Origin of the sequence: Wolbachia endosymbiont of Spodoptera picta (assembly GCF_018141665.1) — a bacterium.
In the GTDB taxonomy this organism is placed as follows: Bacteria; Pseudomonadota; Alphaproteobacteria; order Rickettsiales; family Anaplasmataceae; genus Wolbachia.
In genome coordinates this window covers 373,411-399,686 of the sequence record NZ_CP067976.1, presented here as the reverse complement: position 1 = coordinate 399,686, position 26,276 = coordinate 373,411, and the positions used below count along the sequence as shown (strand labels likewise).

At 33.2% G+C, this 26,276-nt stretch carries 8 protein-coding genes and 2 pseudogenes; 7 read left to right on the top strand and 3 right to left on the bottom strand.

The window, feature by feature from the left end:
* Nucleotides 1-160 precede the first annotated feature (160 nt).
* A complete protein-coding gene (locus tag JKF54_RS01645; protein WP_211908384.1) occupies nucleotides 161-5,311 on the top strand; it encodes a hypothetical protein in 5,151 nt (1,716 codons plus the stop codon).
* On the opposite strand, the gene JKF54_RS01640 is transcribed toward JKF54_RS01645, so the two are convergent.
* Nucleotides 5,293-6,225 carry an Rpn family recombination-promoting nuclease/putative transposase gene (locus JKF54_RS01640; RefSeq protein WP_211908382.1) on the bottom strand — a complete coding sequence of 311 codons (933 nt, stop codon included), beginning with the start codon at nucleotides 6,223-6,225 and terminating at the stop codon, nucleotides 5,293-5,295. The genes JKF54_RS01645 and JKF54_RS01640 overlap by 19 nt on opposite strands.
* A gap of 120 nt (nucleotides 6,226-6,345) precedes the next feature.
* On the opposite strand from JKF54_RS01640, the pseudogene wmk (JKF54_RS01635) reads away from it, so the two are divergent.
* From wmk (JKF54_RS01635) to JKF54_RS01610, 6 genes and pseudogenes are all read left to right on the top strand, one after another.
* Nucleotides 6,346-7,240 (top strand): annotated as a pseudogene (wmk, locus tag JKF54_RS01635) (WO male-killing family protein Wmk).
* Between the two features lie 169 nt (nucleotides 7,241-7,409).
* Complete coding sequence (locus JKF54_RS01630) at nucleotides 7,410-8,066, top strand: JAB domain-containing protein (protein WP_211908248.1); 657 nt, start codon at nucleotides 7,410-7,412, stop codon at nucleotides 8,064-8,066.
* Nucleotides 8,067-8,172: 106 nt separating this feature from the next.
* On the top strand, nucleotides 8,173-9,294 hold the full coding sequence (locus JKF54_RS01625) for a hypothetical protein (RefSeq protein WP_019236553.1): 1,122 nt from the start codon (nucleotides 8,173-8,175) through the stop codon (nucleotides 9,292-9,294).
* Between the two features lie 79 nt (nucleotides 9,295-9,373).
* Nucleotides 9,374-10,271 (top strand): annotated as a pseudogene (gene wmk / locus JKF54_RS01620) (WO male-killing family protein Wmk).
* A gap of 49 nt (nucleotides 10,272-10,320) precedes the next feature.
* Nucleotides 10,321-11,193 (top strand): WO male-killing family protein Wmk, encoded by an 873-nt coding sequence (gene wmk / locus JKF54_RS01615; protein WP_211908380.1) that lies wholly within the window; start codon nucleotides 10,321-10,323, stop codon nucleotides 11,191-11,193.
* A complete protein-coding gene (locus JKF54_RS01610; protein WP_246433258.1) occupies nucleotides 11,115-11,924 on the top strand; it encodes an Rpn family recombination-promoting nuclease/putative transposase in 810 nt (269 codons plus the stop codon). The genes wmk (JKF54_RS01615) and JKF54_RS01610 overlap by 79 nt, the downstream gene beginning before the upstream one ends.
* Nucleotides 11,925-12,262: 338 nt before the next feature.
* Here the strand turns inward: JKF54_RS01610 and JKF54_RS01605 are convergent, their stop codons facing one another.
* Both JKF54_RS01605 and JKF54_RS01600 read right to left on the bottom strand, forming a co-directional pair.
* Nucleotides 12,263-24,097: an ankyrin repeat domain-containing protein gene (locus tag JKF54_RS01605; RefSeq protein WP_211908378.1), complete on the bottom strand. Its 11,835-nt coding sequence runs from the start codon at nucleotides 24,095-24,097 to the stop codon at nucleotides 12,263-12,265.
* A 202-nt stretch (nucleotides 24,098-24,299) separates the two neighbouring features.
* On the bottom strand, nucleotides 24,300-25,547 hold the full coding sequence (locus JKF54_RS01600) for a hypothetical protein (protein WP_211908376.1): 1,248 nt from the start codon (nucleotides 25,545-25,547) through the stop codon (nucleotides 24,300-24,302).
* Nucleotides 25,548-26,276 lie beyond the last annotated feature (729 nt).

The window sequence follows — 26,276 nt, the reverse complement described above, 5'->3', positions numbered from 1 at the left end:
TGTTTTTAGTTAAACAAAAAGTAACTATACTATTAATTTAGTGATAAAAAGCATGAAAATACATACCGATTAAAATAATTTTATTAGTCACAAAAAAAAATAACTTTGCTTTGCTAACTTTTTCGACTATCATATATAATGAAAATGATAAGAGGCTTATATGTTAAGTAAAGAAACTTCTACATCGTTGCAAGATATTGAGAATTCCTCACACAAACAAAGTGGTCATTCAAGGAGTCCAGGTAAGGAAAGTCGTAAAACAAGTAGAAAACGTGGACGTTCTGTTACAGACAAAGATGGTACAGTATCAAAGAGGCTGCGCATGGATGTAAATGTTACTAGTAATGAAGATTCAGAGTTTCCTAGTGATTTACAGGATAAACCTGGACAGGATGAATTGGATAATACTTGTCAAACTAAGCAATACATTCCTCATCACTTGATTGGAATTATGTATCGATTAGACTTGTCGGTGCTTTGCTCACTTAGAGAGTCTATGTATAAAAATAAATATCCTTTATTATCATTAGCGTTTGGAGATTCCGAAATTGATAAATTTAATGATATTGTCCTTCGTTATGAAAAGAAGTCTATTCATATAAAAATTGAAAATGTAGACAAGTATTACGTAAATAATGGCATTAGTTATGCTAGATTATTTACTAAAGAAAAACGAAGTTTTTCTATCAATAATTACTTTGATAGTTTTGTTAAACATCTAATCTCTAAATCAGATAGTTTATCAAATAATATAGAATATCTTATTGTATATACTAATTCAGGCTTTGATCTTACAAAAGAAAAGAATTTAAGAGAAGGAAAATTCAAAAATTTTTATCCTTTTAAATTTGATAGCATAAAAATAGAAGAATTTGACCTTTTAAAGGACTTTTTGTTTATAAATGACAATACGCAAGAGAGTGGTTTTTATCGATTTTCGCGAGATAAAACAACAAAAGAAGAACTTTTAAGGCGGTTAGAGTTTTCGTCTGCTATGCAGAAAGTAATAAAAGAAAGAAAAATCTCTCAGGAACTTGAAAAAGAAATAAAAGAAGCATTTTTAGATAAATTAGTGTTTGCAGTTAATCAGCCTAATAGAGAAGAGCTGAACAGTATTATTAAAAATGAAATAGAAAAAAATAGCACAGTTGAAGATGATTATATAGCATTACAGGAAAGAGTGTTACGTGATTTAACAGCTCCAGAAAAGGATAAAAAACTCGAGAATCATGTGTCTAGAATTATATATGAATTCAATCTATTAATGCTCTTCTTGCATGACATGTTTTTGTATAAAAATATATTTTCCATAAATTATAAAGGAAAAACCCATGATATATCTAATAACATTGCCCTTGATTATAAAGATAAAATTACTTACGTAAAGGCTTACAATACAAATGGTAATATTGGTTATAGTCAGTTATTTCCCTATAGACAACAGAGTATGTTTTCTATTAATAAGTATTTTACTCTTTTTGTTGAAGAACTAAGAGAGAGTATAGAATACTTTATTATCTATACTAATGCAAATCTAGATCTTACAGAAGAAAAGAAGTTAAAAGAAGGGCGATCTAAAGATTTTTATCCTTTAAAATTTGATAATGATAAAGCTTTAAGAGATTGTTTGTGTATAAATGGGAATGGTCTTTATCGATTTGTGCAAGAAGAAGCAACAAGAAAAAAGCTTCTAAGTCTATTAAAGCTTCCACCTTCTTTGCAAAAAGAAAAAGAAGAAAGAAGACTTTCTAGTGAGAATGAACAAGAAATAAAAGAGAAATTTTTAGATAAACTAATATTTGCAATTAATCAACCTAATAGGGAAGAATTGAATAATATTGTTAAAGATGAGATAGATACATTCGATGTTCCATATAATTATGAAGAATTACATGAAATAGCATTACGTTGGTCAGAATCTCATGAATTCGGCCCTCTTACAAAAGGAATAATGGAAAAGCTTTTGGGAGATATAAAAAATAATAGATCTAGTTATAAGAAGATTCAAAATAAAAACATTAATGAAGAAATAAAATTTGCTAGAAGTGTGGTTGGTAGAGAGGGAATACCTGCATTTAATCAGTTCTTAAATTTTTTAATTACAGGAGAAGGGATAAAGTGTCTAGAAGTTCTAAAGAGGGAAGGAATAGATCTAGCTCGTATGTCCAGTATTTTGCATGTAGCAGGAGCCAAAGCTGCAAAAGCTTTTAAAGACTTATATGATATTTGGTTCAATGAGCAAGGAAATAAAACACAATGTTTAAAAACTCTAGAAAAAGAAGGAATAAATCTATCTAATATGTCCAGTATTTTAGGTGGAGCAGGATCTAATGCTTCTAGAGCTTTTAAAGACTTACATGACCTTTGGTTTGATGTGGAAGGAAGTAAAACACAATATTTAAAAACCCTAGAAAAAGAAGGAATAGATCTAGCTCGTATGTCCAGTATTTTGAGTGGAGCAGGAGCTAACGCTGCAAAAGCTTTTAAAGATTTATATGATATTTGGTTCAATGAGCAAGGAAATAAAACACAATATTTAAAAACTCTAGAAAAAGAAGGAGTAAATCTATCTAATGTGTCCAGTATTTTAAATGTAGCAGGAGTTAACGCTGCAAAAGTTTTTAAAGACTTATATGACCTTTGGTTTGATGTGGAAGGAAATAAAACACAATATTTAAAAACCCTAGAAAAAGAAGGAATAGATCTAGCTCGTATGTCCAGTATTTTAAGTGGAGCAGGGGCTAACGCTGTAAAAGTCTTGAAAGACTTATATGATATTTGGTTTGATGGAGAAGGAAGTAAAAAACAATACTTAAAAACTCTAGAAAAAGAAGGAATAGATCTAGCTCGTATGTCCAGTATTTTAAGTGGAGCAGGAGTCAATGCTGCAAAAGCTTTTAAAGACTTATATGATATTTGGTTTGATGCAAAAGGAAGTAAAAAACAGCATTTAAAACATTTTATTGAGGACAAAGATAGGAAAAAAAGTTTTACACTGCATAACTTATCTGGTATATTAAGTAGAGCAGGAGCTAATGCTAAAGATGCTTTTGAAAAGTTTCATAGTGTTTGTTTTAGTGACAAAGGAAAAAGAACAGAACTTTTAGATGATTTTTATAAGGCAGGTTTTACGCCAAGTAACTTATCCTCTACGTTATGTGGAGCAGGAACTCGTGCTTCTTTTATTTTAAAAAGGTTTCATAGTACTTGTTTTAATGAGAAAAGAGAAAAAACAAAATTTTTAGATGATTTCTATAAGGCAGGTTTTAAACCGCGTGATTTATGTGGTGTGTTGAGTTCAGCAGCAAATAGTTTAAAAAAGTTTCATGATTTTTGTTTTACGGAAGAAACAAAAAAGTATTTGAATCATTTCTTAATTGAGAAAGAAGGTTTTATACCAAAAAATTTATCTAAGATATTGCATGGAGCAGGAGCTAATATTTGTTCTGCTTTAAAAGATTTTCATGATGTTTGTTTTGATGAAACAGGAAACAAAACACAGCTTTTAGATGATTTTTATGAGGCAGGTTTTAGGCCAGGTGATTTATCTAATATATTATCCATGGCAGGAAATAATGCCGCTTCTATTTTAAGAAATTTTCATAAATCTTGTTTTAATAAAGAAAATTATTTAGATCGCTTCTTATACGGGAAAAAACTTTTTACACCGAAAGATTTATCTAAAATATTATATGGAGTAGGAATTAATATTTGTCCTACTTTTAAAAAATTGCATGATCTTTGTTTTGATAAAGTAGGAAACATAACAAAATATTTAAACAATCTTATCAAAAATAACCCGCCAAATAAGATGCTTAATATATTATATGAAGAAGTTAGAAAATCTCCTTCTGCTTTCTTGGATGAACAGAATGTTAGTGAAGGAGACAGAACAACTAGTGTAGGCCTCAAGCCGAGTAGTTTACCCGGTAAAACAAAGCAAAAACAAGATTTAGATGGTTTACAACAAGGTGATTCTAAAGCTAAGAGAAAACCCAGGAAGGGTATCACTAACCGAAGTAAGAACGGACAAGATGATAAAGTTTTAGACACAGTAGCAGGTAGATCAAGAGATTTATCCCAGAGACGAGGAACAAGGGAAAAACAAATACAGTCAGTGTACCATAATAAGAAGGGACAGTTGCGCTTATCAAAATTTGTATCATTCATTGAGCCAGTAGAACAAGGGCTTTATTTACCTTCATTTGAAGAGCGTGGAGTTAAGACTGATGGTAAATGTGTAACAATTACACGTGGCTTATCTCAAGCTTTATTTTTACAGAGTGACAAATCGTTTTTAAGTAATTTAGAAACTTCAGTTGAAATTTATGAGCGCATAGCTCAAGGTAAGCAGATATCTGAAGGGGAGGAAAGAGAAGTTTTTGCTTTAAGTAAATTACTTGATAATTTCGAACGACAACTAGATTCTGTTACGAATAGTTTACCTTCAAGCTCAATTCATACTAAGGGCTACAAAACATCTGATGATTTATCAAATTACATAGCTGGAGTTAAGGGTGATTTTGCTATTCATTTAGTAACAAGTAATCACGTAGTTGCCATTTATAGAACTGGTGATAACTATGCTTATTTTGATAGTAATGCAGCGTTTATTTCTGAGTTAAAAACTGTTGATCAGCTTATGAAGATTGTAGAAAAAGCAGTGAAGTTTGCTGGTTATAAAATAGAAGAAAAAGGTTTTCTTGCTGAGCACTTTGATGTTGGTAAAGCTAATAACCTATTATCTAGTGAAGATAAACAAATTTTAGCAAAAGAAATTAAAACAGAGCATCAACTTCTAGCAGAGCAAGATAAGGAACTTGGTCTTATTAAGATTAATGGTCAGGAATTATCTAGAGTGCAGTTATATGACTTTGGAACAAAGATTAATGTGGAAGGTAGTGTACCGTTGCTTATCAATTCTGATATGAATTTAAGTAGCGAAAAACTTCAAGACCATCTAAATAAAAAAGAAGTAATTATGACAGCTAGAGAATATCTTGATAGCTTGAGAAATAGCAAGAACATAGAAGAAGTAGTACAAGCAACCAAAGTAATTCCTTTTATAGGTTCAAAACGTGAAATTGAAGAAGCAGAGCAAACACGTAAGCCGAAACGATCTTTATTAGAACAACTAGCTAAAGGAGCAGTTAATTTTATGGCTAGTAATCTTACTACTGCTTTTTTTACTAATGTTAGTCGATTAGAAAGCCAACTGCCAGTAAAAACAGACAATGAACCTCAAGCTTATTTAAATGATCCAACTGTGGAAAAGCAACTACAAAGATCATATCAGACAATTTCTTCCTGAAGTTGTTTAATGTCATTCACAGAAAGGCCAGTGATTTCAGCGATCACATCTATAGGGACACCGGCCTTGAGTGAGTTTTTGGCTACTTCAATATCCCTTTCTTTGCGACCTTCCGCTCTGCCTTTTTCATGGCCGATTTGGATGCCTTCTAGTCTACCTTCTAGTCTACCTTTTTGAGTAGCATCATCAAGTTTTTGAGCAAGGACAGCCTGTTCATCACGAATACGCTTGATCTCTTGTTCATAGGCAATAAATTCTTTTTCAGACCAGTTGAACCTATTTAGTTCTTCATATGCTCTTTTAATTATTAGGTCACTTCCTATGATTCTCTCTAGCTCTTGTTCACTAGTTTCATCTGCATATCTAAAGAAGTAGACCCATTTTTCAACTATACTTGAAAGCTGATCTTCTTTGGTTTTTGGAAATTTAGGCAACTCAATAAATATAAAGTAAAAATCTTTTAGATCATGCTCATTAGTATCTTCATCGCGAATAGTGTGCTTTGATTTGTACTCAGACTTATCAGGAAATAAAATACAGTCTGCTATAGCAATAAAGATAATTTCCTTAAGGTCATGGTATTGATCACCTTTATCAGACTGTCTTGAGTAAGCTTTAGCAGCATAGTATTGTGCACGTTTTTCAAAGCCCTTAGTTTTAGCGACCTGCATTTCAACTATGACTTGCAGCCCATTTTCATCTCTACAAAGAACATCAACAATGCTTTGTTTTTTAGAAGCAATATCAGGGTCTTGAATAGTACTTAAGAACTCTATATCCTGTATTGTACTTTTGCCAGTGAAGCCAAGGATATCATTAAGGAAGTGAATAAGAATGTCCTTATTTTTTTCAGTACCAAAGATGCGCTTGAACGATATATCATTCTTGGGATCGAGAAACTTCGAAAGAGCCATAGGAAATCCACTTAAAAAGCATTAATAATTATACATAATTGTGAAGAAATATTCAACTAAAATGCAAACATAGAAGTTTTTGTATATCTTTGTTTGGTAGTATTAACATGTATAATATTTATGGCAAACATCTCAATAAGGTATCAGATAGCACAAAAAGTAAGGAACTGGAGGTTAAAGCGAGGATATACTCAAAAAGATTTAGCGAAGAAAGTCAGTGTAACGTATCAAGTAGTACTACAATATGAAAAAGGAACACGAAAAATTTCGATTGAAAAGTTGTATGCTATAGCAGAGATATTGTCGATTGGTATTGTAGACCTAATTCCTGTATCAAATGAAAAAATCTGTCTTGAAGATGAGGGAGAAGAAATATTAAATCTAGTAAGAGAATATAAAAAGATTAATGATCAGGAATTACGTAAGATGTTTTGTTTGCTAACCAAATTTGTCCAAGTCAGTGAAAGAAGTAGTAGGAAAGCAGAGAAAGTAAAAATTGCAAAGGGTCTGGTTAAAGCAGGAGTTTCTGTTGATACTGTTTCAAAAACAATTGGTCTATCTGCTGATGAATGTGTTGAAGAAAAAACGGGTTCTATCTACTACCAAATAGGCAAAAAGATAAAGGAATGGAAGAGAGTATACTCAAAAGGATTTGGCTGAGAAAATGGATACAACACGTGATAAAATAAGCAACTATGAGCAAGGACGTGTGGCCATTCCACTGGAAAAATTATATGCAATAGCAGAAACATTATCAATTAGCATTACAGATCTGCTCATAGAGGAAGATGAGATAGTAGAAAGTGAGCTACCTGATTTAATAAAAGAATACAAAAAAATTGAGAGTCAAGAATTACGCTATGCGCTAATAAAATCTCTGTTTGAAAGCATACAAATTTGCGAGGAAAAAGTGAAAAGAGCAGAAAAGATAAAGGATTTAGTGAAAGGAGGAATTTCTATCAATATTATTTTAAAAACAATAGGCCTCTCTTTAGGCGAAATTCAACAGATTTAAAATAAAAAATCAGTATATATTAATATCTTTACTCTTAGATGAAAAAATAAGTAAAAAAGATTGAGAAATTGATTTGACTTCACTCGAAAGCTATGGCTTTATGCCAATGCTGATAAAAAACAGCAGTAAATATCTAAAAAAAGTTTGTTGTTAGTGAAGGGTAAATTATATGAATAAAAGTAAAGAAGAAATCGAATTCAGAATATTAGAAAGCAAAGGCAAAGCACTACTTGATCGTGAAATAATGGAAACATTTTTAAGTGCAGTACATGAAAGGCCACAAGCTCAAGAAATTGCTAAAAATCTGGTGAATACTTATGCAGGAGTAGGAAGGATTTTAGGTCGAGAAATGGATGACCTGAAAGTCATAGAAGGAGTAACTGATTCTGCAGTAGCAATGATTATGTGCGTTAAGGAAACACTAGAAAGGGTACTGAGAGAAAAGCTCAAAAGTGAGCCAATAATGGACTTACAAGGGCTAGTAGAGTACTTAAACGTAAGTATAGGCCACTCAGAAAGGGAATGTGTAAAAATACTGTACTTGAATAAAAGGCGTCAACTAATTGGAGAAGAATCCTATATTGGTGAAATGGAAAAAGCACCAGTATACATAAAGGAAATTACAAGAAAAGCATTAATAAAGAATGCAACATTAGTAATAATGTCACACAACCACCCTGGGGGAAGTTTAGAACCTTCAGAAGAAGATCAAGAAGTAACAAAGAGCTTAGCAGCAGCATGTAGTACTGTAAGCGTTAGATTATTTGATCATATTATCATTACAAGTGGGGGTTATTTTAGCTTTAGAGAAAACGGATTGTTATAGCAGAAAGTATTTACAAATCTACTCATATTAATTTATAATGAGTAATATAATGTATAATAACAAAGTTTATTGTACACTTAAAAAGTATTTTTAATATGAGGTTTATATGACTAGTAAAGATCAGAATAAAAAGACTAATGTTAATCACAAGAAAATATTTGGTGCTCTTGAAAGCGTTGATATAGAGCAGTCTAAATTTGTGAGTAAAATTAATAGCCAGAAGGAGATAAAACTGGAAGATACAATGCCTTTCCCTAGCAGAAACGTTCAAATCAACTATGGAAAAGGACTTGATTATATATATGGCACAAAACCTGTAAGTGATCAAGAAGATAAAAATCCATTTGCCTCAGCTTTGCAAAAAATAAAGCCAAATACAGAGAAGCTGAGCTGGTTTAAGAGTTCTATAGTAGAGGCAAAAAACGTAAATGAATTGCACAAAGTTATAGACAAAGTACTAGCTTCTGGAGCAAGGCTAAATGCATGTAATGATGGAGAATGGAGCTTCGCGGAATATGTGATACTGGGCACACATTTTCATAAATTTGATAAGGCTGATCGTAAAAAGCTAATACGTAAATTAATGCTAAGTGGTGCAGAGTTTCATGATACTCTACTGCAGAATAAACTGATAGGTGAAATCTATAATGAGCTACAGCCAGAAGTTCAGCCACAGATAGATAAGCAACTAGAAGAGCTAGAGGAAGCTGGCGAAAATGCTGTGCAAGAAGGAGAATTAATAGATGTTGAGATAGATAATACAACATCGTATATAGAATTTTCTGGGAATAGTAAGGTAGAGGTAGCCAAAATACTGGAAGCAAACAGAAAGTTAGGAAGTAATATCTTAAAAATTGGTAATGATGCAGTTGAAGTTAAAAGTGAGAAGGGAGGTATAAGAAACTATACCGATATTTCAGATGGCAGCTCTATCATGTTAGAATTTCCTACAAGCATTGGTAAGCTAAATATTATATTGTACCAAGAGGCAGATCAGGTGCAAGTGAGAGTAGAAAATAAGGAAATGTGGGCTGAGTTACAAAAAAGAGGCGAAGAAATAGGAAAAAACTGTCTCTTTGGAGGAGTGAAACTTAAAGAAGCGGTAGAAAGAGGTAGTTTCACTAGATGTGGCATATGGAGTGAAAAGCAGAAGGAAGTAAGTGAAAAATTGTTTTCATGGGCAGACAAAGTACGTGAAAATAGTAAAGAAACTTGTAGGGCACTTTAATTTAAAGGTTCCAGAGTCTGGCTATTATATCTGGAGCCTTTGAGCTATAATAGAAAATATTATATGCAAGGTTCTTTTTGTGGAAAAAAGTCTAGATTATAAAGTGGGAGAAAAATTAAAAAGCTGGAGGTTAGAGCGAGGGTACACTCAGAAAGATTTAGCAGAGAAAATTGGTGTAAAATACTGGGTGATATTGCAATATGAGAAAGGGAATCGTAGAGTTCCAATTGAAAGGTTGTATGCTATAACTGAGGCACTATCAATCAGTATTACGGATCTTATTCCTGTATCAAAAAGCTGTCTTGAAGATGAAGAAGAAATATTAAATCTAGTAAGAGAATATAAAAAGATTAACGATCAGGAGTTACGTAAGATGTTTTGTTTGCTAACCAAATTTGTCCAAGTTAGTGAGAAAAGTAGTAGAAAATCGGAAAAAATAAAAATTGCAAAGAGTCTGGTTAAAGCAGGAGTTTCTGTTGATATTGTTGCAAAAACAATTGGTCTGTCTGCTGATGAATGTGTTGAAGAAAAAGTTGGTTCTATCTACTACCAAATAGGCAAAAAGATAAAGGAATGGAAGAGAGTATACTCAAAAGGATTTAGCGGAGAAAATGAGTACAACACGTGACGAAATAAGCAACTATGAACAAGGACGCGTAGCTACTCCACTGGGAAAATTATATGAGATAGCAGAAACATTATCGATTAGTATTACAGATCTACTAACAGAGGAAGATGAAGGTAGTAAAGTGGAAAATGAGCTACCGAATTTGATTAAAGAATACAAAGAAATTGAGAGCCAAGAACTACGTCATGCACTAATAAAATCTTTGTTTGAAGGGATACGTATTTGTGAGGAGAAAGTGAGAGAGATAGAAAGGATTAAAGTTGCAAAGGATCTAGTAAAAGGGGGAATTTCTATTGATACTATTTTGCAAGCGGTAGGTTTATCTATTGATATGGTTTTAGATGGATAGCTCGTAAAAAAATTATAGCAATAAAGTTTTTTTCTTAAATGGAGGATAAATGTTTGTTTCTGCAAGCAATGTTAGTTACGGAATAGGGCAAAGAATAGAAAATTGTAGGTTAATGCGAGGGCATACTCAAATAGGATTAGCAAGTCAAATAGGTTTAACATACCAAGAAGTAAACAGCTATGAAGATGGGTATATTCCTATTCCAATTGAAGTACTATATATAATAGCAAGAGTATTATCAGTTGACGTTATAGATTTATTACCTGAACCAGTAATAGTAAGGGAAGACAGCTATGAAGACGAGGAAATACTCTATCTAACGAAAATATACGAGAATCAAAAGTTAGGCAAAATAGTACCTTCATTAGTCAGGTTTGTTCATATTAGCGAAAAAATTAATCAAGAAGAGGCAAGGTTGGAAATAGCAAAAAATCTAGTGAAAGAAGGGGTTTCAGTTGACATAATTTCCCAAGCAACCGGCTTATCTATTTACGAGTATGATAATACAGAGAAAGGAGTCTGCACTGATTCTATATACTACAGAATAGGGCAAAGAATAAGAGAATGGAGATTGATAAAAAGGTATACTCAGAAAGATTTAGCAAACAAAGTTGGTTTAACACTCAAGGAAATACACGAGTATGAAATAGGATACACTGCCATATCATTTGACAAATTATATCAAATAGCAGAAGGATTATCAGTGAATATTAAAGTTCTGCTGCCTAAAACAAATGAAGATAGTGAACTACTTAATTTACTAAGAAAAACTGAAGAGCAAGAATTAGTGAAGAAATTTTTATCTAGGGATATGAAGAATAGCAAAGAGAAAGTTAAAATACTATTCAAGACCCTGATATTGCCTCTAAAAAACAAAGCATTGTCGATGTTCTTTGTAGAGATGAAAATGGGCTGCAAGTGATAGTTGAAATGCAGGTCGCTAAAACCAAAGGCTTTGAAAAACGAGCTCAGTACTATGCTGCTAAAGCCTATTCAAGACAAGCTGACAAGGGTGATCAATACCATGATCTTAAGGAAGTTATTTTTATTGCCATAGCAGATTGTATTTTATTTCCTGATAAGTCTGAGTACAAATCAAAGCATACTATTCGCGATGAAGATACTAATGAGCATGATCTAAAAGATTTTTACTTTATATTTATTGAGTTACCTAAATTTCCAAAAACCAAAGAAGATCAGCTTTCAAGTATAGTTGAAAAATGGGTCTACTTCTTTAGATATGCAGATGAAACTAGTGAAGAAGAGCTAGAGAGAATAATAGGAAGTGATCTAATAATTGAAAGAGCATATGAAGAACTAAATAGGTTCAACTGGTCAGAAAAAGAATTTATAGCCTACGAACAAGAGATCAAACGTATTCGTGATGAACAGGCTGTCCTTGCTCAAAAGCTCGATGATGCTAAACATGAAGGCATCCAAATTGGAGAAGAGAAGGGCAAGAAAGAAGGCATCCAAATCGGCCATGAAAAAGGTAGAGCTGAAGGTAAGGAAGAGGGTATAGCAGAGGGTGAACAACAGGCTAAAATAGCTGTGGCCAAAAACTCACTCAAGGCCGGTGTCTCTATAGATGTTATAGCTCAAATCACCGGTCTCTCTCATTCTGAAATTTCACAACTCAAAGAAAAAACATAATGTTCCTACTTATCCACCTCAACATTGATGAAAATCTTTCCTAAGTTAGACATACCCCTTAATTAAGAGTCTAATGAACTGTCTAAAACAGCTATAAAGATTGCACAAAGAATTATATAAATTACTATCATAACGTTACTCAAACTTCTATATCAAAGCTATGTACTGTAAGTTCAATATGGAAAACACATTAACCACTTAGCATTATTACCTGTAACATCTATTTCATTCATTTTAGTATTAAGACCATCAAACTTGGTCTGGTATCCCTAATTATTTTGGCTACCTTCACTTTAAATTTTCCACTACTTGGCATATTATACCTTCCATATTCTCATCTACTTACTCAAAGTATTTCCAAGCTCGGTTACTCCTACATCAGAAAGACAAGTTGATACTTTTGAATGGCTGTGAACTGAAGCATTACTTAAATAACTTTGAGGCTCTAAACTCATTTGCTTTGTATCATCAACTTCTAATCTACCATCTCTGTTGTGTAATATCTGCTCTATTGATTGATTTAGTACAACATTTAGTCTGCTATTAAATTCTAACATAAACTTGTCAAACTTCTTCGGACTTAATTTACCAGCTTCTTCATCAGGACACGCTTTCTCTACATAAGATTTTAAAATCCCTGAAATTTCATTAAATTTACCACTCATGACTTTTCTAGTAATCTCTTTCTGCATTCCCATATAATCAATATTTAACCGGTGCATTGATATGCCACTTTTTAATCCAGCTTGCTCTACTACTTTCTCAAATCCCTTTGTAATACTGAGTGCATAGCCCTTTGCTTCTAGTGGAGATATAGACTGATCTACTGTAGAAATATACTTTTGACCCGTTACCTTTCTAACAAGCACATCAAGTAACATTATCGTACCATTTACATCTATTGGCGCATCAACTTGTAAAATTGAACTTGTAGTACTTGATGTTTCCTCAGGTAAAACAGCTCTAAACCCACCTACAGAACTTTTCACCCAACTAAACAAATCATTTATCCATGAAGATGGTCTTGTGCTACTACTTGCTGCTATTCCAGGTTGATTACTTGAATCTACAGAAAGGAATTTATGTGATGAGTGATTATGATTGCGATTGTGATCCCCGTGGTGATGACGGCGTCTGCGTTGCACAGGTTTTTCTCCTTTTTCATTGAGTTTTTTCTCTAAATATTCTGCAATACTACTATCTCTAGCAATATCTAGCGGTGCCTTGCCGTAATCACCTCTAGCATCAAGATTAGCATGAGCATCGACAAGAACTTTTACTATATCAAGACTGTTGGTATCAGCAGCATAATGTAAAGGTGTCCAATTGTCTTTGTCTTCAGCGTTAACGTTTGCACCACGATTAAGAAGCAATTTGACCACATTTAGTCTTTCATTTAACACAGCTCCATGCAAAGGAGTTGCTTGATATTCCCCATTTTTAGTTTCAATATTAGCACCATTATCAAGAAGGAATTTTATTCTATCTAAATCACCGATTTCAGCAGCTGAATACAGTAGTGTACTGCCATCTTTGTCTTTGGTATCAATATTAGCACCTTGAGCAATAAGACCTCTAACTTTATTAAAATCACTATTTCCTATTGCGCTTAATAACTGTTTATCTAGGATTAATTGTGTTTGTTGTAAGTACTGTACAAGATTATTATGTCCCTTATCTCTAGCAATATCTAGTGGTGTGTTGCCACTACTATCTTTAGTACTAATATTAGCTCCATTATTTATAAGATGCTGCAATGTATCTAAATGACCACCCCAAGAAGCCAAGTGTAGTGGCGTCTCACCATTTTTATCAGCCTCATTAATACTTGCTCCTCTCATGAGAAAAAGTTGTATAACCTCTTCATCACTGCTCTCAGCAGTAGTGTATGTAGAACCTCTACCATATACATCTTGAATATCCTTGTGATTATTCATAACAGCAAAGTGAATAGGAGTCCTGCCAAGTATATCCTTAGCATTCACATTAGCTTCCTTATCAACTAAAAACTTAGCAATATCTGAATGACCTTTCAATGCAGCCCAGTGTAGTAATGTGCAGCCATATTTATCAGTCGCATTAACACTCACATCTTTACTAACAAGAAACTCTACTGTACCTAAATTACCACTCCAAGTATAATAAAACCCACCATGCGTTCTGTCGTCAATATCTTTCGCAATAAGATCACTAATTGTCTTTAGATCTTTTTCATTTTTTACAGTAAGTAACAATTCTTTATCTAAGTGTGCTTGCATAAAAACTTGCCTCATTGTATCAGAATTAGTATAACGTTCCTCATCTTCAGGAGTTCTACCACTGTTATCTTTAACATCAATATCAGCACCTTTACTTATAAGATACTTCACCATACCTAAATGATGAACAGAACATGAAGCATAATGTAGAGGGGTTTTACCATCTTTATCTTTAGCATTAACGTTAGCACCTCGATTTACAAGGCCTTGAACTTCATTAAAATCACTATCTTTTACTGCAGCCAGTAATTGCTCATTTAATTGAGCTTGTTTTAAGTATTTTACGATGCTATCATGCTTTCGGTCGATGGCGATATCTAGCGGTGTCTTACCATCCTTATCTTTAGCTTTGATATCTGCTCCCTTACTTGCAAGATACCCCACTACATCCAGATGGCCGCCACCAGAAGCCATGTGCAATGCTGTCTGCCCATCACTATCTTTTAGATTAACATCAACTTCCCCTTCATCTACAAAATACTTTACCACATCTAGCTTACCATTGTAAGCAGCATAGTGCAGGGGAACTCTACCGCCATTATCTTTAATTTCTAAGCTATTTTTTGCATCTGCTACAAAATATTTTACTATATCCAGATTACCACCATAAGCAGCAGAATGCATAACAGTCATCCCATTACTATACTTAGCATTCAAGCTAGCCCCTTGACTTACAAGATCTCTAACATCATCAAAATTACCATATTGTGCTGCAATAAGTAATTCTTGATTTAGCTGCACTTGTTTTAAATAGTCTACAACATCGCTGCGCTCTTGATGAGTAGCAATATCTAGTAATGTTTTACCACCTTTGTCTTGAGTATAAACGTCAGCTCCCTTTTCTACAAGGTACTTTACTACACCCAAGTGACCATTCCAAGAAGCACAGTATAGTGGTGTTCGACCATATCTATCAACATCATCGATGCTCATTCCCTTGCTGAGAAAAAATTCTATAATGTTTGTATTATTATTTTCAGCAGCAACATGTATAGGTTTCCTGCCAAAAATGTTCTCAACGTTAATATTAGCACCCTTTTCTATTAAAAAGTTAGCGACTTCTAAGTAGCCTCTCCATGCAGCAAAATGTAGCGGTGTCCAACCATTATTATCAGACTCATTAATATCAACGCCTTTCCCAATAAGGTACTTTAGTATATCCAAATTACCACTATAAGAAGCATCACATATAGAGGGGCGACAACGATGATCTTTACCCTCTAAACTAACGCCATTTTCAACAAGGTATTTAAATATACCAAAGTGACCTTTTAATACAGCATTGCGTGCAGGGGTATTACCATCTCTGTCTTCAGTATTAACATTAGCTCCTCGATTGACAGAATCTCTTACTTTGCTCATATCTCCAACTTTTACAGCATCTAGCAATTCTTGATCTAATTCTCCCTTAGCATTACTAACAATATCTCTAACTTTTCTTACATTAGACCCACAATCTTCTATCTTCCATACACCTTGCATAACCTTGCCCCCTGGAATCCAAGTAAATACTCTTCTCCTATCTTTGTCATATTTAGCATAATCAGCAGCATACAAATACTCATTATGCTTAACATTCCTTATATTACATTTATCACCGTTAGGCTCAATCTTCCACACACCTTGTGTAACCTGTTCACCTGGAATCCAAGTAAATGCCATTCGTCTATCATTATCATAATTAAAATAGTTACTAGCAGCATACAAAGTTTCATTAAATGCAACATTCACTATATAAAAGTTGTCACCATCAGGTTTAATATTCCACCTAAACTTATCATTTTTTTCATTCTTTGGAGTCCAAGTAAATGCCATTCGTCTGTCGGTATCATAATTGAAACATTTGTTAGCAGCATATAAATATTCACCTTGATAAATATTCTTAATACATACTTTCGATGAAAATACTGCATTCCTTACTGATTCTGGCAATCTGCTTTTTAGTTTCTCAAGGTTAGATCTTTCTTCTTGATGAACATCAGGATAGTTCTTCATCTCGATTGCTTCTTTAACATAGTAAGCTAACTTAAATACTGCACTATTATTTAAATCATTATTTCTTTGCATTGCGTTAAATACAGCCACATAACCCAATATACGCTGACTAACATCATTATGGCTTTCTACACAACTTAATATTTTTTTCGTATCTACTTTCCTATATACGTCATTTATAACTCCCTTAATTGTATTATTAAACAACCTTTGATCGAAATTATAAATGTCATTAGCAAGTGTATTAACCGAACCATAACGATCATGTAACATACCATCCTTTAGCTTCTCTTTTACTACATTTTTTATTGAATATTTTAACTTTTCTACAAAAAACTCTGCCCATCTTTTTACGTTAGGCACGGTTTCTGCTTGATTAATAATCTCCTTCTTTAAAACCTTAACCGTTTCCATCATCTTATATGGATCGTTGTTTCTATCCTCAATACTTGTTGCATCCTTACTAAGGAAGAATTTGACCACATCTAAATTACCATTGCAACCAGCTATACGAAGAGGTGTTCTACTATCTTTATCTTCAGCTTTATCTTTAATATCATAACCTTTATCGATAAGGAACTCAGCTATATTTAATTTACCCTCCTGAGCAGCTAAGTGCAGAGGAAGGGCGTCCTTATTTTCAACACTAAAATCCTTTCTATCAAAAAGAACTTTTACTACATCCAACCTACCTCCTTGAATAGCCATATTTAAAGGTGTTAATTCATGCTCATTTCCAATATCTATACTTTTAATCTTTTTTATCAAATCCTCAGCTTTACTATTATTTCTTTGCAATGTTGCATTAAATACCTGCTCTTTTAATAAATCTACTTTTTCCTTATAAAAATCCTCTATAATATCTTCTGAATTACAAGTAGAGACTATGCATTTCAAATTAGAAACCATCGTATCATTAAAAGCAAACATCATTTCCCTTGCTGGTTGATAGGTATTCCAATTTTCTACTTTTGCTAAGGTATTATTCTTATGTGATAACACTAAACTATCATCAGCAATCTCTGTATCAAAATCCAATATAGACTTATCTCTAAAGTCAACTAAACCAACATCATTCTTATTAGTAGGTTGATTATGATAAATTTGTAATCCTTGTTCCTCTGGTTGATAGTATCTGAAAGAGCTAGGATTGATCTCTAGATGCTCAAGCCTTAAGTTTGTACTATCAATTTTATAAAGCTCATTGTTTATTCGTAATACAATTTGTTGATTCTCTGGATTTTGAAAATAATCAACTAAACCAATGGATAAAGACCATTTAGTACCTACACTATCAAATATTGTAATATCTTGTATCTTTAAACTATCCTCTGTAAGGTCAGAGATTGATTTGCCATAACATTCATTTATATAATCCCTTTTACCTTCTTCTATGCTTATACCATCAACATCTGTTACACTTAACTCAGCAAAATCAATGATACTATAAGGTATGTTTTGATAAGACACCACTTTGTTTTTTATTTTTAAATTGAGCCTTATTGGCGACAATGAAGTTTTGCTATTTAATGTATCTGGTAGTTTGATAATATACTGGTGTTGCCCTTTCTCTCCTTCTATTGTAATGTCCTGATAGTAATTACACAGCATCAGATAGTCATCATAACCATAGTTCCGTCCACCATTAAGGTATTTCTGATAACTACTTGTAACGTCAGAGCTACTATAGCTAAAATCAACAATGACTTGACCTGAGTACATGCCAGCAATTATCACTTTTTCACTAGGTACTCCCATATGGTTTTTAATAACTTCTACTTGAGATACTGGTATGTCAAAATTATTGTTATTGACAATATCTTTTGCAATTTGGTAAGTATCAAGTAATTGTTGGTCTAGAATACTTGCTTGTATAAATGCTTTTAACTTTTTTGCACTATTTTGTATTACCTCTCTACTAATATCACTTCCTGAACTTTTCAGCTCTTGATATCTAATATCTTCTATTGTATCAGACAAAGACTTATCTTGTATTGCAACAGACTCTGTTATTCCATTGCTATTTACTTGAATTACTAGATTTTTAAAATCATTGATTTTAGTACTTGAAACAATACTTTGTGTATTATTAGCTAAAACATCTAAGCTATAGCCGACCTTTTCTATATCTTCACTTATTCCCCACTGTGTGATATTAGCAACTTGAACCTTTATTATGTCAATATTTCCTTTTATTTTTCCTGTACTGCCCAAATCACTTACTATCTTAGCATTATCACTATCTTCATTAACAACAAATATTGTTTGTTTTAATCCCCTGTTATGCACATTTTCTTTGTTAACTACTCTAACTTCATAATCTTTGTCTGTGCAGTTAAATGAATTCTGCCAGACTTCTGCATTTTTTACATTAATCAATCTTGTTTTACAGTGAGTAGTAATATTTTGCTTGCTGTCAGAATTAGACACATAGTTATATGTGTTAACCAATCTTATGTTATTACTATTACCATAACGTATAGTTCTACCATGCAAATTTGCAACGACATTATTAGCCTTAACATTCATTACTAGAGTATTTTCTTTTCCTGGTCCACCTTCAAGAGTACCAGACGTATAGTCATTAATAATAAAAATAGTTTCATTATTTTTTGAGCCAACATAACGTATATTACTACCCTCTGGAATATGCATTACTGCTGGATAATTTGCTGCTGCTGTTAATGTTTTAGGTCCTGAAATATATAATACTGATCCTCTAGGAAATGTTTGCTTTTTTGTATTACTATGCTCTTTTCTTGTTGGATTAGTAAAGATAAAAGGTCCGCCTGAGAGAGTAAAGCTCTCTTGACAATTTCTATAAATTTTGCCACTGTTACATGGAGCGAACGCATCGTCACCTGTGTGCTTTGTATTGATTGTTTTGCTGCATTGAGATTTTTGTATCGGATTTGTTAATGGTGCATCTACAATTCTTAAGCCAAGATTTTCATACTCGTATTTTGTTAGATGAGGGATATGTTTTGCATCCGTATTAACAACATAAACTTTCTTTTCTTCAATCTCTTGATAGCATTGAGGACTATTCTTTATACCACAGATAAACCTTTCCCAACCTTCACTCATAACCAAAGTATAAGGTGTCATAGTCAATATCTTAGAGATATCAATAGAAGACAAATCTCTTTTTACACTAGAGGCTATATTGATCTTGTCAAAAGAGATATCTTTATATTTTTTTTCTAAATCACATGTCCACTTCATCTGCGTCGCACACTCAGGACCATACGGTGATGGCATAATACATATAGCCTGTGCACCCATATTTTTAATCACCTCACTATATTTCTCTTCAATGGAGATTACGTATTGTACAACCGCATCTATGTCATAATTGTCATTTAACAGTTTAATAGCTGCTTCTTTTACGTAAGTTAAATAACCTTTTATTCTAATTGTGTCTTCATATTCTTTTTCTACATCTCTTCCTGTAAAAAACTTGATTACCCCTGCAAAAAATACTTCCGCTTGTTCACCACCAGGTAATAGAGGTACTTGTTCTGCTATTGCTTTTGTATACTCTATTCTCTCATGAACTTCTACACCAATTGTTATTAATACATCAGCAACCATAGTAACTACTGCTACCCTACCTAAAACTTTACCTGCAGCAGATAACCCTCTTAAAATCTTAGTAGTAGCACTTACACTTTTTACTGTAAAGCTAACACTTGCACTTATAGGACTTATGCTCATACTTGCTAGTTTTACACCACTACTAGCTGTCCAATAATAATTTAATGGATGATGATTACCTTGAGCTATTTCATTTATACTATACCCAAATTGATAAGCAATAGTTGCAAATGTAATACTTTGAACTATGGGGTTACTGATAATCTTAACAAACGTTTGACGTACAGGTTGTGGTACTTTACTAATCAATTTTCCTACTTTACTATTAGAAGAAATACTTACACTCGTCCTAACATCATCCATAGCATCTAGTATACCATTGATACCAAATACTTGCTTTAAAGCATTATTATCATGTCGTCCAAGTGTTGCTGTATCACCTATACTATCAAGCAAGTCATATATAGCCATCATGGAAAAAAACTTTCCACCTTTTGCTCCTTTTATTTTCGCTGAATCAAATTTATCACGATCAAATGCAATTCCTTTTTCTTGAAGGCTGCTTTCTACATTACTAATATAATCTGCAAAAACTTTTTCACCAAGATCATCAAAATGATTTTTAAACGTATCAAAAGTATCTTCCCTAACACCTTTTGCTAGCAAGTTCTGTTTAATTTCCTCTACAATATTAGAGTAATCTTGATTAGTTTGAACATCACCTATATCTTCAATGTATTTTTTATTCTCTAACAACTGCTTATCATTTGATAGTTGATGTAATTTATTATGAATTTTCTCTCTTTCTGCATCTGTAGTAAAATTTTTAATTATATCATCGAATTTTACTTCATAGCCATCGATGCTTAAATAATACTCAATATTTTGTCCTTTTATTTTTTCTTTTATAACGCGATCCTTATCTCTGCCTACTTTTACTAAGATCTCAATACCATCACTATAATCATCTACAAAATATCTTTCTGCATTCTTCATTTCTATAATATCACCTATTATCAATTTTTTATCATTACCATTGTTATCTTTTACTTTTACATCAGTCCTATCAGCATTGCCTATCATATCAAACACTTGCTCACGACCTATATCTACAATTTCATTAGTTAAATCCTTAGCATTATCAATATCAAATAGCTCTTTAACACGTTGCTTTTTTTCTTCCTTTGTAATCTTTTCTTCATCAAACGAATCTATGCAGGCCATACTTACACTTCTTTCTCTTCTTGGCTTTTTACTTGGTGGATACTCCGGCGATGAAGATTTTCTTTTAGAACACTGCCCTACAGTAGGCAACATATGATGTGAACTATGAACTACTCCAACAGGAATAAATCCTTCCTCGGCTGTCCTACTTGTTAAAATAAGTTTATTCGGATTATTAGATCCTTTATCGAAAACAACACCGATAAATTTTACCTCATCACCATCTGTAAGTGTTTTATAGGTAACACCTTCTTTGTACTCTTCATTTATTTGATCATTTGCTTCCCTCAATAAAGCTTGAGCCCTTTTACCCTGCCTTGATGCCTTAAGTTCTAACCCTATTGGAGTGTACTCCTCAGCATTTCCACCTTGAGCCACAAACTTAATACCATGAACTAGCATGTCAATACGTTCCCCTCTACCAGTTTGAAACTCAGTTAAAACTAATGCTCTAGTTTCTGGTGATTCCTGTAATTTTAAGTCACTATAATAACTAAACACTCCATTCAATATTCCCTGGAAATGAGCTTCTTTATTAACGAGACTCTTAAAAGGAAAGATTCCTTCTCCAATTTTTTCTAATAATCTACTATATCCTCTTATTGATAAGGATTGGATATCTAGTGCTTTATCAAATGTTTCTTTTAACTCATTAGGATAAGTAACTTCTTTAAAAGTACCTTGAAATCTATTATCTCCGTTGTTGTACTCTTGTAAAGAATTGTATTTTTCAGTCCAAATAGTAAGATATCTTTTAAAATCTGACTTGTACCTAGTATCAAAATTAAGATTTAATTCGATTATTTCCCTATTCCCTATTTCTCTATTTAATCTATCAAGAGGGAGCACTTCATCCAGCCCGTTCAGAACATCCTTTCTGTTAGCTTCAACAATATTTATTACATAAACCAACTTCTCTGTATTTTCTGGAATGAGCACCATTGTCACAACTGCATGACTCGCATCAAGATTAGCTGACAATCTCTCCCTGGCTCTTTCAGCTGCTAAACGTCCAGACCCACGAAGATTAGGACGTACCTCGGTAGGTATATTGTCTCCATAGATAAAAATGTATTTTTTAAAACCAGTTTTTAAATCTTCAACTCTATTTAGCAATAGTGATTGCCCTAGTAAAAATCTACTAAAATAATGTTTATCTCCCTTCTCAGGTGTACCAGGAAACGTATGATAAATACGTTCTAGATTATCTTTCACCTGTCCCTTTAATTCTATTGTTCCAATCCTTTGCGTATCCCAGTCATCAGCAGATTTTAGCATATCTTGAAAAAGAGGAATTATTTCTTCCCCACGATTTGATACTTTAATATCAGAGATAGGAGATGGATTATCAAGATTGACACCAACACATAAAATGTCATCTGCAGTGGTTAGAACTCGCTGAATATTTGGTTGAAAGCCTTGTGCATACTTTTCTGCTTGCTGCAAAGCCTTATCTGGAGTAGCATTAGAACCTGCTCCCGCTTTTAATTCAATAATAATGGGAATAGAATCCAATGCACGATCAGGACCACGAGCCAGCAAGATAATATCTGCATAACCCCTTCCTGCAAATTGCTCTGGGTAGACTCTAAAATTATACCTGTAGTGGAAATTCATGAAAACGCCTACCGCAAACCCATGATGTGCTGCTTCACGTGCTCTGCTAGCATAGATTAGTGAGTCTGCATATTCGGAGTGAATTGTGTAAATCTTATCAAGAATTCTCCTTAAAGATGCTTTAACTGTTCGCTGATTGGAAATAGCTAGCTTCGCTATATCGACTTCGGGATCCCTCCATAACCCTTTTCTCACTTTTTTAAATTGAACTTCAGAATTATGTTCTATGTCTACTCCTTTATCTTTCACATCAACAACTATTTCTCCCTGATGACCGGCATCTTTAATGATTTTTATTGATTTAACTTTAATTTTATCTAGGTTATTTTCAATAAGAGAGTAAAGCTTGCCTAATACCTCCTTCAATTCACCTTGATCAAACTCTTGAGTGTAAGAATGAGAACCACTTTCTGATATAACAAATAATTTTACTTTATCGATCACATCTTTTTGACTCTTCATTTCACCATTTTTTATAATAGCTACCTTCAAAGTCTTTGCACCGTCAAAGCTAAAATAAATCTCCTTGATGTCTAGCTTTTTTGCCATCTCTGTATCCAACAAAGTAGAAAAACTACCTAGGAAGAAGTGTGTAAAAAACCCTGCTTTTTCTACAGAGTGTAAATAAGATGGAATCTGATCCACAAATGACTGAAATCTCGGTTCAAAAGATTTAAAATCCTCATCTTGCCGGCTTATACCAACTTCTTTATCTGCTTCCTCTATCAATAACTGTATTAACTCAAAGTCTTGTGGTCTTACTTTACCCATGACTCTTTTTAAGCCTTTTGCAAGCTCTTTATCATTATCAATAATATTCCTTTCAAGACCAAAATTATAATGGTTTCGTTTACCTGGTGCACCAACATGAAATAATTGTATTTGAATATCCCCATTACCATATTGAGTCTCAACTTCACCAGAAACACTAATCGTTGCGCTAAGCATTCCACTCATTGCTCTTATTTCAGGTTCACCTCCCCAAGTATCAGGGTTCCTCATGTTTTCCAAGTAACGCTCAAAATCACCTTCAACAAAATCTCTGAACTCATTTCTATAAGAACTTATGTGATCAACTACTCGATTACGAAATAAGTTTCTTACTAAATTTGCAAATGTATCATCATAATTCGCAGCACCTAAATTCCGAACCAAACCTCTAATATGATCTAAATTTTGGGTTACAGTTCCATCATTTCCAAATAGTACTTCATACCTTTGTCGAAATAAAGCATCGTCGTTTCTGACGGGTATTAAGTAAGCCATAGTAACAGACCAAAACAAGCAACTACCGTCTCCTGGAACATCGATTCTCTTAATCTGACTTCCACTTTCGGAATCAACATCAGATCTCCGATAACGCTTAAGTTGAGAAAATTCTCTAGCTTGCTCTATATATTGCACTTCATCCGATAATTCAGTAATCTTTGAATTAACATCTTCTTTTTTTAGATGATCTGTTGGATATTGTATCTTGAACACAAACCCCCTTCATTATATTATACTAAACCCACTATACCAAGCTTATTGTATAACCATCAGAGATATCAATAATAAAAGCTATTTTTGCCTACATGCTGACTTGTGTATATAACATTTGTATTACAATGCAACATCTTTTTGACAGAAGCTAAAGTAGTAACAAGAAACCACCACCTACTTTATAGAATTGCCTTATAATACCTTAATTGCCTAACCCTAATTGCTCACATGCTTTGCTTAATTCAACTTCAGTTAAGCTAGTGAACTCTTCATCTGTAGACTTTCTATATGCTAGAAACTTATTCAATGAATCAGCATCTCTTTTTTCCAATATAGATCGTATGTAGCCTGCCTGTTTAGAACACATAAACTCTTTAACCTGATCAGAATTAGCTTTATTTAATAACGCCCATACTGGTTCCATACAGCCCTTTTCTACTAAAGGTGTTAATAAAACTGTACAGAAAAGAGGTGATTTATCCTCTAGTTCCTCTCTTATCACTAAAGCACGATGGCTATCAAATCCTTCCTTCATCCACATATGCATAAAAAGCTTTACACTTTCACTTACATAAGGCTCTGAATGTTTTTTGATTTCCATGTCTAACCAGATATTATAATCATCTTCTGGAACATCATTTGGCTTTAAACAATCAAATAATTCCTGAAATTTATCAAAGCGAAGTGCACCCTGTAGTGTATTCAAACTACCATAATAACCATTTTCAGCTAAGTCTCTTTTTAGAAGTTCTGGATATTTATCAGGACTTATTTGACTAAAACAAAACTCGAATATTTCAGGATAACTATTACAACGGTTCCCTGCTACATATACTGCTGTCTTCATCAAGATTTCATCCTTTTTCTGTTCACTCATCTCACTTTCAGGTAATGATTTTATTTTATTCCAAAAGAATTCCACTGCCTGCTCCTGCTTAAGGCTCATAGCACACTTAAGTCCATATTCATATGGATGACAGCCATCTAAATTTAATTTAGAGATATAACCGCTAATAAAATGTGACCAAAACTGCGCTAAAAGACCCGACCCGCAACACCTAACTAAGTGCTCATACTCCAATAGACTACTCTTACCTTGAGCTGATAATTCCTCTTTTCTTTCCTCAAACAAAGCAATAATATCTTCTTCTAGACAGCAACTACAGGCAATGGCATACTTATCAAAGAGATTACCTGAATCTGGCGCAATTAACTTTTTGCCTACGACTTGCCTATCAAGCTTAACTCCATGTAAATTGTCTACTTTTTTCCAACAATCCTCACTAGACAATACCTGTGCAAGAAAATTACGTCCTTTTTTGCCACTTTTTTGGTGCAGACGCCAATTTGCATAGCACCAGCGTTCAATTTGAAAAAGCTTAGATGCTCTATAAGGAGCATCCTCTTTAATAGACGAAAATAAAACTTTTGGAATATCTGAACGTAGCATGATCACCTCTTTATGAATGGAAAAAAATGGAAACTGTTACGTCTAACATACACTATAGTAACTTGATACCATTTCAAGTAAGATATCCCGTTTTTAGGTTTTGTCAATCCTCAATTTGAAAATTTTTTTAGACTTGAATAACTCTCAACAAAAGCCTCTTAATATGAGAGATACATGACGTTTTGTTTATTTTAAATTCTGTTTTTTATAAGTCTACCTTAGTGATTATTCTAAAATAAACTAGTATTAATTTAACAAAATATATTATTAAGATCTCAAGTAAAATAACCACTTCCAGCGTTCAAAATCAAAGTTGGTGAGAAGTGTTTTTCTTGGGATGGCATGGTCTACCATGTGTACCGTACGAACTTTTTTATACGGTAATTTTATTATACGCTAAAACTAACCACATTAGCCCATTTCACCCACATCTACATACGAACTATTTTGCCTAACTTTATTGCAAAGATTTCAAACTTCTATTTTTATAACCTTATTTTTAAGCTGCTTGTTCTCACAAAGATACGCCCTTTTTTGAAGGAGTAAACAATTGAATTTTTTATAACACTAACTAGCATGGTACTTTCACTAAAATATGTTTTGAAAAAGTTAGTTGACCTGTAAATAGTTCTCTACTAATATTGGCATGTATTTGTTTATTCTGCTGAAGTTGCTCTATACAGGTTTGCTGTAAAAACTTCAGCAGTTTCCGTACTCCTTTAAAGCATC

Excerpts from the sequence above, each read along its gene's own strand:
- JKF54_RS01630 (WP_211908248.1), top strand. The coding sequence starts at position 7,410 with ATGAATAAAAGTAAAGAAGAAATCGAATTCAGAATATTAGAAAGCAAA.
- JKF54_RS01625 (WP_019236553.1), top strand. The coding sequence starts at position 8,173 with ATGACTAGTAAAGATCAGAATAAAAAGACTAATGTTAATCACAAGAAA.
- JKF54_RS01600 (WP_211908376.1), bottom strand. The coding sequence starts at position 25,547 with ATGCTACGTTCAGATATTCCAAAAGTTTTATTTTCGTCTATTAAAGAG.
- JKF54_RS01645 (WP_211908384.1), top strand. The coding sequence starts at position 161 with ATGTTAAGTAAAGAAACTTCTACATCGTTGCAAGATATTGAGAATTCC.
- wmk (WP_211908380.1), top strand. The coding sequence starts at position 10,321 with ATGTTTGTTTCTGCAAGCAATGTTAGTTACGGAATAGGGCAAAGAATA.
- JKF54_RS01640 (WP_211908382.1), bottom strand. The coding sequence starts at position 6,225 with ATGGCTCTTTCGAAGTTTCTCGATCCCAAGAATGATATATCGTTCAAG.